The 13279-nt window shown below is 65.9% G+C and carries 10 protein-coding genes; all 10 read left to right on the top strand.

Translation table 11 applies throughout. The annotated features are described in order from the left end of the window. The first annotated feature begins 3 nt into the window (after nucleotides 1–3). The 10 genes from CQ050_RS11780 (at nucleotide 4) to tcuB (ending at nucleotide 13238) form a co-directional block, all read left to right on the top strand. The gene (locus CQ050_RS11780) at nucleotides 4–2691 is read left to right on the top strand and encodes a type VI secretion system Vgr family protein (protein WP_105557010.1); all 2688 of its coding nucleotides are present in this window, start codon (nucleotides 4–6) and stop codon (nucleotides 2689–2691) included. Nucleotides 2692–2706: 15 nt separating this feature from the next. Then, nucleotides 2707–3651: a DUF4123 domain-containing protein gene (locus tag CQ050_RS11775; protein ID WP_105557009.1), complete on the top strand. Its 945-nt coding sequence runs from the start codon at nucleotides 2707–2709 to the stop codon at nucleotides 3649–3651. A 9-nt stretch (nucleotides 3652–3660) separates the two neighbouring features. Next, nucleotides 3661–6516, top strand: coding sequence for a T6SS effector BTH_I2691 family protein (locus tag CQ050_RS11770; protein WP_146121020.1), 2856 nt, complete (start codon nucleotides 3661–3663; stop codon nucleotides 6514–6516). 8 nt (nucleotides 6517–6524) lie between these two features. Then, on the top strand, nucleotides 6525–7259 hold the full coding sequence (locus CQ050_RS11765) for a putative type VI secretion system effector (protein ID WP_105557007.1): 735 nt from the start codon (nucleotides 6525–6527) through the stop codon (nucleotides 7257–7259). Nucleotides 7260–7274: 15 nt separating this feature from the next. After that, nucleotides 7275–8204, top strand: a complete 930-nt coding sequence (locus CQ050_RS11760) for a DUF6708 domain-containing protein (protein ID WP_105557006.1) — start codon at nucleotides 7275–7277, stop codon at nucleotides 8202–8204. A gap of 110 nt (nucleotides 8205–8314) precedes the next feature. After that, a complete protein-coding gene (locus tag CQ050_RS11755) occupies nucleotides 8315–8758 on the top strand; it encodes a hypothetical protein (RefSeq protein ID WP_105557005.1) in 444 nt (147 codons plus the stop codon). A gap of 120 nt (nucleotides 8759–8878) precedes the next feature. Continuing rightward, entirely contained in the window at nucleotides 8879–9580 is a 702-nt protein-coding gene (locus CQ050_RS11750; RefSeq protein ID WP_105557004.1) for a glutathione S-transferase N-terminal domain-containing protein, read from the top strand. A gap of 21 nt (nucleotides 9581–9601) precedes the next feature. Continuing rightward, nucleotides 9602–10528 carry a LysR family transcriptional regulator gene (locus tag CQ050_RS11745; protein ID WP_105557003.1) on the top strand — a complete coding sequence of 309 codons (927 nt, stop codon included), beginning with the start codon at nucleotides 9602–9604 and terminating at the stop codon, nucleotides 10526–10528. A 77-nt stretch (nucleotides 10529–10605) separates the two neighbouring features. Continuing rightward, nucleotides 10606–12012 carry an FAD-dependent tricarballylate dehydrogenase TcuA gene (tcuA, locus tag CQ050_RS11740; protein WP_105557002.1) on the top strand — a complete coding sequence of 469 codons (1407 nt, stop codon included), beginning with the start codon at nucleotides 10606–10608 and terminating at the stop codon, nucleotides 12010–12012. Beyond that, complete coding sequence (gene tcuB, locus CQ050_RS11735; protein ID WP_105557001.1) at nucleotides 12009–13238, top strand: tricarballylate utilization 4Fe-4S protein TcuB; 1230 nt, start codon at nucleotides 12009–12011, stop codon at nucleotides 13236–13238. The genes tcuA and tcuB overlap by 4 nt, the downstream gene beginning before the upstream one ends. The last annotated feature ends 41 nt before the right edge of the window (nucleotides 13239–13279 follow it).

Genomic DNA, 13279 nt, shown 5'->3' with positions numbered 1-13279 from the left:
GCCATGCCTCCCGATTCCGCGTCTCTCTCCCGCCTGCCTGCCGCCGCCGCCGATCAGGCCAATCGGCTGCTCGACCTGAGCACGCCACTGGGGCCCAACAAGCTGGTGGCCGAAACGCTGGCGGGCGTCGAAAGCCTGTCGGACGGCGGTTTCCGCCTGGACCTGACGGCGTTGTCCGAAGACGCGCATATTCCGCTGAAGGCCCTGCTGGGCCAGCCGGTGACGCTGCGGCTGCAAACCGCGCTTGACCGCAGCCAGCCCCGTCTGTGGCACGGCCACGTGACCGGCGCGGCGTATCAAGGCGCCAATGGCGGCATGGCGCGGTACGGCCTGACCGTGGAGCCGTGGCTGGCTTTCCTGCGCCAGCGGCACGATAGCTTTGCGTACCAGGACCGGACGGTGTTCGAGATCGTCGAGAGCATCTTCGCCGACTACAAGGGCAGCGGTGTGCTGGCGCCCCAATGGCGCTGGGACCTGCGGGACCGCGCCAGCTACGCCAAGCGCAGCCTGACGATCCAATACCGCGAGACCGACTATGCGTTCGTGGAACGGTTGCTGGCCGAAGAGGGGCTCTTCTATTGGGTAGAGCATGAGGCCGACGGCCACACCCTGGTCATCGCCGACCACAACGGCGCCTTCAAGCCCGGGCCGCAAGCCAGTGTGCGTTTTGCCCGCGCGGATGTCACCGAAACCGAAGACAGCATCCAGCAATGGAGCCGGCGCCAGCGCTGGCAGACCAACGGCGTGCGGCTGGCCAGTTGGGACTACCGCGGCGCCCAGGCGCGCCCCGTGTCCGCGCAGGCCGCCGCCGGCAAGCTGACCAACGACAGGGAACTGGTGCACCACGACTACCCGGGGCAATACGCCTACGAGGACAGCGCCCAGGGCGAACGGCTGGCGCACAATGCCCTGGCCGCGCTGCGGGCGCGCCAGGACTGCGTGGAGGGCGCCGGCACGGTGCGCACGCTGGCGCCCGGGCAACGGTTCGAACTTACCGGCCATTATCAGCAAGACGCGCAACCTGCCTACGTGGTGATCGCCATGACGCACCGGGCGCGCAACAACTTTGATGCCGACCTGGGCCGCGCCGTCCGCGAATCGGGCGCCGCGGAGGCGGACGAAGAGTTCTACCGCAACCGCTTCACCTGCATCGGCATCGACACCGAGTTCCGTCCCGTGACGGTGGATGGTCATGGCGCGCGGGTGCATCCGCGTCCCACCGTGTTCGGCGCGCAGACGGCGCTGGTCGTGGGCGCTGAAGCCCCGGTGCTGACGGATCGCGACCATCGGATCAAAGTGCAATTCCACTGGCAACGGGGCAAGGCCTCCAGCAGCCGCCTGGCGCATCCATCAGGTGACGAAAACGCGCCCGCCAAGGACGAGCTGGGCACCTGGGTCCGCGTGGCGGAGCCGGTGGCCGGCGGCGACTGGGGCGGCCATTTCGTGCCCAGAGTGGGGCAAGAGGTGCTGGTGGAATTCCTGCACGGCGATATCGACCGGCCCGTCGTGGTGGGGGCGCTGTACAACGGCGAGGGCGCCGAAGACGCGCCGCACAATCAGGTGCAAGCGGGCGGCGCCAACGCAACGGGCAACGCGCCCGCGTGGTTCGCCGGGGGCCAGGACGGCCATGCGCACAACGTGGTGATGTCGGGGTTCAAGACCCAGGCATTGTCCGACAGCGGGACGGGCACGGGGGGATACAACCAGCTGGTGCAGGACGATACGCCGGGCCAGTCGCGGTTGACCGCGTCCACCACGCAAGCGGACAGCCGTTTGAACCTGGGCCATATCAAACAGCAACGCGACAACGAGCGGCTCGAGGATCTGGGCTTCGGCGCCGAACTGTCCACCAAGGAAGCGGTGGCGGTGCGCGGCGGCTCGGGCCTGCTGATCAGCGCCGACCTGCGCGAAAACGCCGATGGCGCGCTGTTGGACAGCGCCGAAGCGGCCAAACAGGTCAAGACCGCGATGACGGCCGCCAAAGAGCTTGCTGAGACCGCGGTCAGGCAAAAGGCGATCTTGAAGGACGACCCCCAGACACTGCCCGCGCAAGAGGCGCTGGCCCACATCCTGGACGTGGTGGAGACCACGCAGGACGACCCGAACACGGCCGGCGTGGCGGTGGCGGCCTATGGAGAACCGCACATCCAGGTCAGCGCGCCCAGCGGCATCGGCCAGTACACGCCCGCCGACGCCTTCCTGGTGGCGGGCAAGACCTTCGCCCAGGTGGCGCCGGACGTGAACTGGGCCAGCAGCGCCAATCTGGCGATGGGCGTGGCCGCGGGCGCGGTTCTGTACACCATGGGGCTTGCGGCGTCCGGCGGCCGGCCCGTCAAGGAAAGCGGGCTGCGACTGCACGCGGCGGGCGGCAAGCTGCGGGTGCATAGCCAGGACGCCAAGATGACGTTGACGGCCGAAAAGGCCGTGACCGTCGCGTCGGCGGACGCCAGCGTAACGGTCCAGGCGGCCAAGCGCGTGCTGGCCACGGCGGGCGGCGCCTATCTGCGCATCGAGGGGGGCGGCATCCAGTTGCATGCCCCGGGCAAGGTGGAACTGAAGGCGGGCGTGCATAACTGGGTCGGGCCGCAATCCGCGCCGATCCCCGACATGCTGCCTTCGGGGGACTTCCAAGGCTGCCAACTGAAGATGCAAAGCGCAGCGGCGTCCGGCGCGGCCGTGGTCGATCTCTAGGACGGATGCGCAAACATGGATTCCTATACGTCGGGCATCGAATTGGCGGAGACCTTGCAGCGGCTTGCAGCCTCCCGTGGGGATTCCCGCTGCCTGCTGCTGATAGACCCGTTGCTGCGAGATCCCGCCGACGACCCGGAGTGGGAAGGGCTGGCGGGCGAACTGGCTGCGCGCGAGACGCCGGTGCGGCTGGCGCACCCGGATATCGACCCGCGCGTATGGCCGCGCCTGATTGGATTGGATTTGACGCGTCCGCGCGATGCCGACATCAGCCGCGCCGCCGCAGGCATGGCGATCAGCGATTGGGAGCCCGCCGCTTTGGGCAGGGGCGATGGCCGACGGATAGGGGGATGGATATTCGGGGCGGGCGACGCAGCGGCATTGGCCAGCCACCTGGGGCGCACCCTGTTGGCGGTCCGTGCGGACGGAGGAAGAACCCTGTTGCGGCTGCACGATCCGGCGGTGCTGGATCTGGTCTGGCGCCAGGCTTCCCGGCGGCAGAAAGCCGATTTGCTGGGTCCGGCAGGCCTTTGGGTGAATGTCGACCGTTGGAAGCGGCTGGCCCGGTACGACATCGACGAGCCGCGTACGGGCTCGGCCATGCGTTTGGACGGTGATCAATGGCGGACGGTCCGGACTTGCGCCGCGGTCAACCGCGCCTGGCGCGCGGTGGCGCCCAGGGCCGGCGAGATATTGCCAGAGACGTTGGAGCAGGTCGTCGCTTGCGTGCGCCGAGGCGCCGAAGCCGGGCTGCATGACCTGCGCGATTGGGAGGCCATCGCCTTGCGCGCGCTGACGGTGCATCCCGAATTCGACCAGCATCCGACGGTGGCGGACATGCTGGCTGCCCGGCCCGGCGATATCGGCTTTTCGCGGCTTGTCATGGCGTTGACGGATGCGGACTGGGCGGCGATCGCGCATGACTGCCGGCAGCCAAGTCGCGCGCACATTCCAGGTTAGGACACACGAATGAGTAATGCTTGTAGCGTATGCCAGGCGGGCGGCTTGCCGATTCTTCCCACGCGGTATGCGGTGGTGCCGGCGAGTTTTCCACAAGCCGACCTGAGCGACTTCAGTGGTGAACGCGTGACCGGCGTGGAGTTGGACGCGTCGCGCTACAAATACGTGACGCGCACGCTGCGGCAGGGGTTCCTGTACCTTTTCTATGAAAAAGGCCCGCAGGGGGCGAATTACTGGGAAGTCTATTCGGTAACCGCCGACGGCACGCTGTGGCGCTGCGACGATGCGGACAGCGCCCGGCTCGAACCCTCGATGAAATGTGCAAGCCAGGGGCACAACCCGCTTCGCATGCATTACATCGTCATCGAAAAGCCGGAGCAGTGCGGCACGGTATGGCTCGCCTACAGTGAACACAAATGGAGCCCTCAAACGCGCGCGCGCTATGCCACGCCCGCGCATCGCGCATCGCGGATGCAAGCGATCGAGCCTTCCGTTTGGGCCCAGGGCACCTGCGAGGCCAAGAACCATCAGTCCATCCTTGCCGTCGAATCGAATTTCAAGAAAATCCTGGAGTACGGGGACCATCAATTCAGCAGCTTGACCGGAGAGCCGCCCGCACTGCCATGCACGGGCTTTGATCGCGTGCGGGTCCTGAGCCGGGCGGACGGGTCTTACGATGAGGCGTTGTTGACGGAGCAATTCACGAAGACGCCTTGGTATCCCCGAAATCGGCCGGTGGGCGACCGAAAAGACCTGGTGCTTCAGCAGCTGCTGGCGCAGATGCTGGACAAGTGCGGCGACCCCACCATGGGCGTCAGCTACTGGCCGATGGCCCTGGCGCTCTGGGACGCCATCGGCATCGCCGATGAACTCAACGGTTACTGCAACGATGCGCTGGGCGCGATAGCCCGGTACGGCGAAGAGCGCGCGTTGGAGATCACGGCAATCAGCAATATCGAGGGTGCGAAGGCGGCGCTGGAAAGCAAGGCCGATGACGCGGCAAGGCGCACGGCCGAGGCCGTGCAGCTTGGCCAGCGCAGCGGAAGCCGGCACTACGAGGTGATGCGCCGCAATCAGATCATCAACCAGAATGTGCAGGATATGCCAGGCAAGCAGGCGCTTGCGGGCTTGGAAAACGAGCGCTCGAACGGTGTGATATCCAACGCCGAGTACCAGCGCCGCCGCGGCGTGTTGCTGGACCAGTACGTGCCGGCGGCGCGCAGGGCGCAGGCGGAGGCGGACTTCAACGCCTACGACGCCGAGATCGCGCTGGCGGACCGCACGCGCGACCAGAATCTGGAGAACTATCGCCAGGACCGCGTCCGGCAAGCCTGGGATCGCTACAACGACAATATCGATTGGGACAAGCTGCGGCGTTTCAAGGGAAACTACGACAGGTTCCAGGAGGCGGCGACGACGCTGGCTAACGCCAGGACGGTGGAACTGATCAAGTGGCTGGAGTGGGATCTTCTGTTCGATACGCTGGAGGACTACAGCGAAGACGTCGAAGACGATGGCCACGAGTTCATTGAAGTGGTCGCCGACATGACGGAAGGCATCGGCGCCAGCGAAGCGGGGGCGCGCTACCTGAAGACGCTGGTGGAAGTGCGGCGGGACGCCAGCGATCGAAGGTCGCTCTTCTGGCGGGCGGTGGCCGCGAACCAGAAAGCGCTTAAACCGCAGGTCACGGCCGCCGTGGATGAGGCCGTCAAGGGCAAGCAGACGCTGCTGTCCGTGGGCTTGGCGATTGTCGAACGAGCAACCAGTAACCTGAAGACCTTTGCCGGGTACTACAAGCGAGCGGTTTCGCTGGTTGGCGAAAGCAATGCGCAGAAGTTGGGGCCCTTGCCGCGCGCGATGAAGAACGCGGGTGTCGACAAGCTGATGATGACGGCCGGGGACACGGTATTCCGTTGGCTGCGCCTGAACGGCCTGGGCGATTACGTTGGCGAGAAGATCATCCAGAATATATTCCTGATGTCCACGGGCATCAGCGACGCGGACGCCCTGGCGCTGGTGCGCCAACAGGCCCGCTACGACGGCGTGGCGCGCCAGGTCGCGCTGCAACGCTTGCGCACGGCACGCACATTCCTTGAGGCCAACGAGGCCATTGCGAAAGAGCCCGGCCACCAGGTCATGCGCGACATGTGGAGCAAGGTTCGCCCCGCGAACGGGCGCAATGGCGCGACCACCATGCGGATCACGGTCGTGGTCGGCTTGATTGAACTCGTGAATTTCACGAAACTCATCTCGTCGACCGACAAGACGACCACGACGTATGCGAAGCTGATCGCATCGGCCGCCACGTTGAGCGCCGCCGTGATCGACATTGCGATCGTGCCGTATCAATTGGCCGGAAAGAAAGCCTTCGGGTTCCAGAAGTGGAAGCTGATGGGCGGCATGCTCGGGGCCGGGGCCTCGTTCATCACTGCGTCGATCGATTTCAACGAAGCGACCGAACGCAGGGAAAAGAAGCAATACAAGCTGATGGTGCTGGTCGGCATAAAATCAGCGCTTGGATTTACCGCCGCGGGCGCCGCGGTGATCACGGCGATCGCCACTTCCGCGCCCCTATTGAAGATCGTGGGCCGGCGCTTGGGGCTGAACGTCGTCGTGATCGCGGTGGACGGCATCGCCGCGCGGGTTGCCGTCGCATCCGTCGCCCGCGTGCTCGGTCTGCTGGTGGGCTGGGAAATCGCGGTGGTGCTGGTCGGTATACAGTTGCTGGCGTGGTACTTCACGCCCGACACCCTGGAAGAGTGGTGCGAAACCAGCGCTTTCGGCCGCCGGACTTTCGGCAAGCCCGTGGACGACCCCAAGAAGCAGGAAGAAGGTTTCGTCGCCGCCCTGGCTGACGTGGTGTAAGGAATACGATGACCAAGGAATCGAACGATCCCCTCCGCAAGATCACGGGAACCATCAGCGGCCTGAGCAAGTCTCGCCGCAATCGGGATTTCGTCCTTAGCCAGATGGGCAAGGATGTTGGCGCGTCCGCCGTGTCGGCGGGCCTGGCAGACATGGGGGGCGCGGGGATCGCCATCGCCACGCTGGACACTTCGGAAACAGCGGATTTCGTAGAGTTCGAGGTCAACGGCGAATCCGTGCGTGGCTGGTTCTGGCGGTTTCCATTTCAGGACGGCGATGCGGTCGATGTGGTGGCGGAATCCGACGGTCAAGCCTGGACGGCGTATGGCGTCCGGCGCGATGCCGATGCCCTGGTGGCGGTGTATCCCCATTGTTTCGAGGGACGCCGGTCGCACTACCGGTCTACGTTCCGGTTCTGGGGCATTGTCGTCGCGGCGATTTTCATCTTCATGATGTGCCTGGATGCCGTGCTGGCGTTGTTCAAGGGCACGTTCAGCATCCAGAACCAGTTGGATGCCTATGGAATCTATGCCATGTATCTGCTGCCGGGCCTGGTGCTGGTGTTCGGCTTCCTGGCGTGGCGCGGGGGCCGCAAGACGGAAGGTTTCGCGCAGGTGGCCGAGACCATCTTCAAAGGCTTCGGCTGGGCCGATCCCGGCGGCATCAATTTGCGTGAAATATCCAGGAAAAAGCGCCGCGCAGGCGATGGGAAGGATTACGGCATGCGCTATTTCCGGTACTGAGCCGGGCCGCGCGCAATGGACTTCACCGGTTTCATTTCAACGTTCCAGAACGACCGGCCACTGGGGGATTTCGATCGGCAGCATCGCCTGACCCAGAAAGTGCGCCTGGATGTTCCGCTGCTGGCCCAGCATTGCGTCGTGACGATGAACGCCAATAGCCTGGTGTCGGTGGACCGCTGGTATGGATGGCGCGGCTTCGTGGCGTTGCTCGGCGCGATAGGGGTGGGCTTTGGGCTGGGGGGCATTCTGATGCTTGCCTGGATCCTGGTCGTAGATGAGCTGCCCAACGAGAACGGCCTCTGGGAGGCGGTCTTCATCAGCATGGCGATGCTGGCCGCATTGGCGGCAGCCGGGGCCTGGTTGGCCGGCAAGGAAATGTTCCGCTGGACGCATTACCCCATCATGCTGGATCGCAAGCATCGCCAGGTGCACGTGTTTCGCCTGGACGGCACCGTATTGTCGGCGCCGTGGGACAAAATCCACTTCACGCTGGGAAAAGGCAAGGGACCGTTCGGTGCGTTCAACTGGGACATTCGCGGGCTGGTGCTGGACGATGACGGCCAGACCGTGCGCGAGACCTTCGCCTTCGCCATTGCCACCAGCCGGCAGGAGAACGCCTATTCCCATTGGGAGTTCCTGCGCCGCTACATGGAGGAAGGGCCGCAGGCCGTGATCCAGGAGGTCACATTCTGCATGCCGGTGGACGGCCGGCGCGAGAGCTTCGCGTTCAGCAAGGAGCGGGTCTTCGCCAACGACGCGCAAAGCCCCGCCCTGATGTACGTCACGATGATCCCTTTCAACTACCTGCACACCCTCATGCGATGGGCGGTGATGCGGACCAGCCGGATTCCGGCGTTTCCCGCCGACATCGCAGCGTCGCTTTCGCCGGACCCCGGCGACCCGTACGTGCGCGACGCATCCATTAACCCAGAAGACCTGCGTTAGGCCCAGGCGCGCCTGCTGCGCTAGCGGCCCACGTCCTCGGCCTGCGCCGGACCTCGACCTGTGGCATGCTGCGGCCGATCCATTTTCCCGCGCGGCGACACCGTCCTGCCATGTCCACGTTCCTGCTCCGTGTTTGCGACTTCCTGCTGCTGGCCGCTGCCGCGGCGATCTTTGGCGCCTGCCTGACCTCGGTGCTGACCACCGACGCCTATGGCTGGGTGATTCCGGACGCGCCGTACGTCTATGAACCGCGCGACTTCTATGCCGATGCCGTGTTGGCGGGGCTGGCGGGCCTGCTGGCCTTGATCGCGGCCGAACGGGGGGTGAAGGCGCCCCAGTCGGCCGCGTGGCGGGCCGGGGTGGGATTGGCCGCCGCGCTGGTCGCCGTGTACCTGGCGCCGCCCTCGCCGCAGGTTTTCGGCAATACCTGGGCGCCTGGCGAAGCGACGCGGGAACTCTTCCTGGCGCAGTGGCGGCTGGTGCTGCCGATCGCGCTGGGCGTGGCGGCGCTTCGGGCCGCCCTGTGGCGCCTGCCCGGGCGTCGGACGCGCTAGGGGCAGGGGCCGGCGCTGAGCCGGCCGGCAACCCGGAAATCTCGCGAAATCGCCGGGATTTGCGCTAGGATTACCGCGCACATCCCGCCGCAGAGCATCCGCCCGCCTGGAGAACCCCGCATGACCTCGCTTGATTCGTTTGCCATTACCAAGAAGTGGCCCGCCGCCCACCCCGACCGCATCCAGCTGTATTCGCTGCCCACGCCCAACGGCGTGAAGGTCTCGATCCTGCTGGAAGAACTGGGCTTGCCCTACGAGCCGCACCGCGTCAGTTTCGACACGAAGGACCAGTTCACGCCCGAATTCCTGTCGATCAGCCCGAACAACAAGATTCCGGCCATCCTGGACCCCAATGGCCCGGACGGTAAACCGCTGGCGTTGTTCGAATCCGGCGCCATCCTCATTTACCTGGCCAGCAAGACGGGACGGTTCATTCCGGCTGACACCGCGGGGCGCTACGAGACGCTGCAATGGATCATGTTCCAGATGGGCGGTATCGGGCCCATGTTCGGCCAGTTGGGTTTCTTCCATACGTTCGCCGGCAAGGAATACGAAGACAAGCGTCCGCGCGACCGCTACGTGGCCGAGTCCAAGCGCCTGTTGGGCGTGCTGGACCAGCGCCTGCAAGGCCGCGATTGGGTGATGGGCGATGAATACACCATTGCCGACATCGCGATCCTGCCGTGGGTGCGCAACCTGGTCGGCTTCTACGGCGCCGGCGATCTGGTCGAGTTCTCGCAGTTCAAGAATGTGGCTCGGGTGCTCGAGGCCTTCGTCGCCCGCCCGGCTGTGGCGAAGGGCCTGACGATCCCCGCCGCATAACGGCGCGGACAAACAGCCGCCATGGAACTCCGCCAGCTGCGTTACTTCGTCCGCGTCGTTGAAGCGGGCAGCATCGGCCGCGCGGCCATGTCCCTGGGCATGGTCACGTCCGCGCTCAGCCAGCAGATCAGCCGGCTGGAAGGCGAGCTCTCGACCCGCCTGCTGCAACGCAGCGCCAGTGGCGTCGTGCCGACGGACGCCGGGCTGGCGTTCTTTCGGCAGGCCCAGCTTGCCTTGCGGCATGCCGACGATGCCGTGACGGCGGCCCAGCAGGCGCGGCTGGCCGGCCATGTCAGCGTAGGGCTGCCGTCGACCACGGCGGCCATTCTTGGCGCGCCCTTCCTGCAAGCCATGAACGAGCGCTATCCGGATATTCGCCTGCATCTGGTCGAGGCCCTGTCGGGTCATTTGGCCGACATGCTTAACGGCCGCCTGCTGGATCTGGCCATCGTGTTCCATGCCGAGTCCGCGAGGCGCTGGAGCATCATGCCGCTCCTGGACGAACCGCTGTACCTCTGTGCCCGGCGCGACATGCCGGGTGTGCCCGATGGCGACACGACGCGGCTGGACGCCATTGCCCATCTGCCGCTGGTGTTGCCCAGCGGCCGCCACGGCCTGCGCGCGCTGGTCAACAATGCGTTCCAGCAGTTGGGGCAGACGCCGCGCGTGGTGGCGGAAGTCGACGGCCTGTCGTTACTGATGGACGTGGTGCAGCTGGGCAACGCCGCCACCATCCAGCCCAGCTCCGCCACCGCGCGGATCGCGCCCGGCCAGTTGCACATGGCGCGCATTGACGACGCGCATCTGTTTCGCCCCAATCTGCTGGCGAGCCTGTCCGACGAGGAACTCTCGCCCGCCGGGCTGGCGGCCCGGCTGGTGCTGGCGGACGTGTCGCGCACGCTGGCGCGCGACGGAAAATGGGCGGTCGTGGCCCTTCACGAATCGTGAACACCCGTTGACGCCCGCCTGATATCGCAACTGCCGGCCGCTGAGTACAGTCGCCCCATTGATTTGGGGACGATGGCATGGTGGACGTCTTGGTGGTGGGAGGGGGCAATGCGGCGCTGTGCGCGGCTCTGATGGCGCGCGAGGCCGGCGCAAGCGTGATGCTGCTTGAAGCCGCGCCACGGGAATGGCGCGGCGGAAATTCGCAGCACACGCGGAATCTGCGTTGCATGCACGATGCGCCGCAGGATGTGCTGACCGACGCCTATCCCGAAGAGGAATACTGGCAAGACCTGCTGAAGGTCACCGGCGGGTTGACCAACGAACATCTGGCGCGGCTGGTCATCCGCGAATCGTCGACGTGTCGCGACTGGATGCGCCGTCACGGCGTGAACTTCCAGCCGCCGCTGTCGGGCGCGCTGCACGTGGCGCGCACCAATGCGTTTTTCATGGGGGGCGGCAAGGCGCTGGTGAACGCCTATTACCGCAGCGCCGAGGCCTTGGGCGTGCAGATCCGCTATAACGCGCCGGTCGATGCGCTGGAGCTGGAAGCAGGGCGTTTCAAGGCCGCCCGCATCGGCGCGGAACGCATCGAGGCGCGCGCCTGCGTGCTGGCGGCGGGCGGCTTCGAATCCAACCGGGAATGGCTGCGCGAAGCGTGGGGCCAGAACGAGCGCGGCGAATGGCCGGCCGACAATTTCCTGATCCGCGGCACGCGCTTCAACATGGGCGTGCTGCTGAAGTTCATGCTGGATGCGGGCGCCGACAGCATTGGCGATCCGTCGCAATCGCATTGCGTGGCGATCGACGCGCGCGCGCCGCTGTACGACGGGGGAATCTGTACGCGCATCGACTGCGTGTCGCTGGGCGTGGTGGTCAACCGCGACGCCGTGCGCTTCTATGACGAAGGCGAAGATTTCTGGCCCAAGCGCTACGCCATCTGGGGCCGCCTGACGGCCATGCAGCCCGGGCAGATCGCCTATTCCATCATCGACGCAAAGGCCATCGGGCGCTTCATGCCGCCCGTGTTTCCGGGCGTGCAGGCCAATACCCTGCCGGAGCTGGCCGCCAAGCTGGGCCTGGACCCGGCAACGTTCGAGAAAACCCTGCGCGACTACAACGCGTCCTGCCGCGTCGGCACGTTCGACCATACCGCGCTGGACGATTGCCATACCGAAGGCGTAACGCCCGGCAAGACCCACTGGGCCAGGCCGATCGATACCGCGCCGTTCTATGGCTATGCGTTGCGCCCGGGCATCACCTTCACCTACCTGGGCCTGAAGGTGGACGACACCGCCGCGGTCCGGTTCAACGATGTGCCCAGCGACAACCTGTTCGTTGCCGGCGAAATGATGGCCGGCAATGTGCTGGGTAAGGGCTACACGGCGGGGGTGGGCATGTCCATCGGCACCGCGTTCGGCCGTATTGCCGGCACCCGGGCCGCCGCCGCCGCGCGCGCCCAGAACCTTGCGAAGAGCACGATATGAAGCAGCTTGAAGCCCTGGCTCGCGAAGCGCAGTCGTTTTCCACCCCGCATGCCGAGGCCACGCCCGCCATGGCCGAGCAGCCGGTGCGCTGGCTCGGCAAGCAGGCAACGCCCCAGGCCGATCTTCTGACCGCCGACGAGACGGAAGTTGCCCGCGTCATGCAGATCTGCAATGCCTGTCGCTATTGCGAGGGGTTCTGCGCGGTGTTCCCGGCGATGACGCGCCGGCTGGAATTCGGCAAGGCCGACTTGAACTACCTGGCCAATCTTTGCCACAACTGTGGCGCCTGTCTGCATGCTTGTCAGTATGCGCCGCCGCATGAATTCGCGGTGAATGTGCCGCAGTCGATGGCCCGCGTTCGCATGCAGACCTATACCGACTACGCCTGGCCCGCCGCGCTGGGCACGCTGTACAAGCGCAACGGCCTGGCCTTGTCCCTGGCCACGGCCGGCGGGCTGGCGCTGTTCCTGGTGCTGGCGGTGCTGATGGCGGGCGGCTTGTTCCACGAACCAATGGCCGGCAACTTCTACGCGGTGTTCCCCCACAACACGCTGGCGCTGATGTTCGGCGTGGTGTTTGGATTTTCGATGCTGGCGCTTGGGGTGGGCGTTACGCGCTTCTGGCGCAACGTCAGCCCGGGGGCGGCCTCGGGCGCGGCGGTGGCGGAAGCGGCGCACGACGCGCTGCGCCTGCGCTATCTGGACGGCGGGCACGGCAAGGGCTGCAACAACGCGGACGACGCTTTCACGCTGTGGCGCCGCCGCTTCCACCACTTCACGTTCTACGGCTTCATGCTGTGCTTTGCGGCTACCTGCGTGGCCACGCTCTATCACTATCTGCTGGGCCAGCAGGCGCCCTATCCGGTGCTGAGCGCCCCGGTGCTGCTGGGCACGGCGGGCGGCATCGGCCTCTTGATCGGTCCGGCGGGGTTGCTGTGGCTGAACCTCAAGCGCCACCCGCAGCAAGGCGACGCGGCGCAAAAGCCGATGGACCGCGGCTTCATCATGCTGCTGTTCCTGACCAGCGCCACGGGCCTGGCGCTGCTTGCCGGACGCGATGGCGGTGCGATGGCGCTGTTGTTGGCGATCCACCTGGGCGTGGTGATGGCGCTGTTCCTGACGCTGCCTTACGGCAAGTTCGCGCACGGTATCTACCGGAGCGCGGCGTTGCTGAAGTGGTCCATCGAAAAGCGCCAGCCCAACAAACTGCAACTCGGATCCGACTAAGCGGAGCCGTCCATTGCGGGCATGACGGCGCCTCTTGAAAG

The sequence above is a fragment of the Achromobacter sp. MYb9 genome (assembly GCF_002975275.1).
In the GTDB taxonomy this organism is placed as follows: Bacteria; Pseudomonadota; Gammaproteobacteria; order Burkholderiales; family Burkholderiaceae_B; genus Achromobacter.
The sequence above is the reverse complement of the archived record's forward strand: the minus strand, read 5'-3'. Positions and strand labels throughout refer to the sequence as shown.

Excerpts from the sequence above, each read along its gene's own strand:
- CQ050_RS11780 (WP_105557010.1), top strand. The coding sequence starts at position 4 with ATGCCTCCCGATTCCGCGTCTCTCTCCCGCCTGCCTGCCGCCGCCGCC.
- CQ050_RS11775 (WP_105557009.1), top strand. The coding sequence starts at position 2,707 with ATGGATTCCTATACGTCGGGCATCGAATTGGCGGAGACCTTGCAGCGG.
- CQ050_RS11770 (WP_146121020.1), top strand. The coding sequence starts at position 3,661 with ATGAGTAATGCTTGTAGCGTATGCCAGGCGGGCGGCTTGCCGATTCTT.
- CQ050_RS11765 (WP_105557007.1), top strand. The coding sequence starts at position 6,525 with ATGACCAAGGAATCGAACGATCCCCTCCGCAAGATCACGGGAACCATC.
- CQ050_RS11760 (WP_105557006.1), top strand. The coding sequence starts at position 7,275 with ATGGACTTCACCGGTTTCATTTCAACGTTCCAGAACGACCGGCCACTG.
- CQ050_RS11755 (WP_105557005.1), top strand. The coding sequence starts at position 8,315 with ATGTCCACGTTCCTGCTCCGTGTTTGCGACTTCCTGCTGCTGGCCGCT.
- CQ050_RS11750 (WP_105557004.1), top strand. The coding sequence starts at position 8,879 with ATGACCTCGCTTGATTCGTTTGCCATTACCAAGAAGTGGCCCGCCGCC.
- CQ050_RS11745 (WP_105557003.1), top strand. The coding sequence starts at position 9,602 with ATGGAACTCCGCCAGCTGCGTTACTTCGTCCGCGTCGTTGAAGCGGGC.
- tcuA (WP_105557002.1), top strand. The coding sequence starts at position 10,606 with ATGGTGGACGTCTTGGTGGTGGGAGGGGGCAATGCGGCGCTGTGCGCG.
- tcuB (WP_105557001.1), top strand. The coding sequence starts at position 12,009 with ATGAAGCAGCTTGAAGCCCTGGCTCGCGAAGCGCAGTCGTTTTCCACC.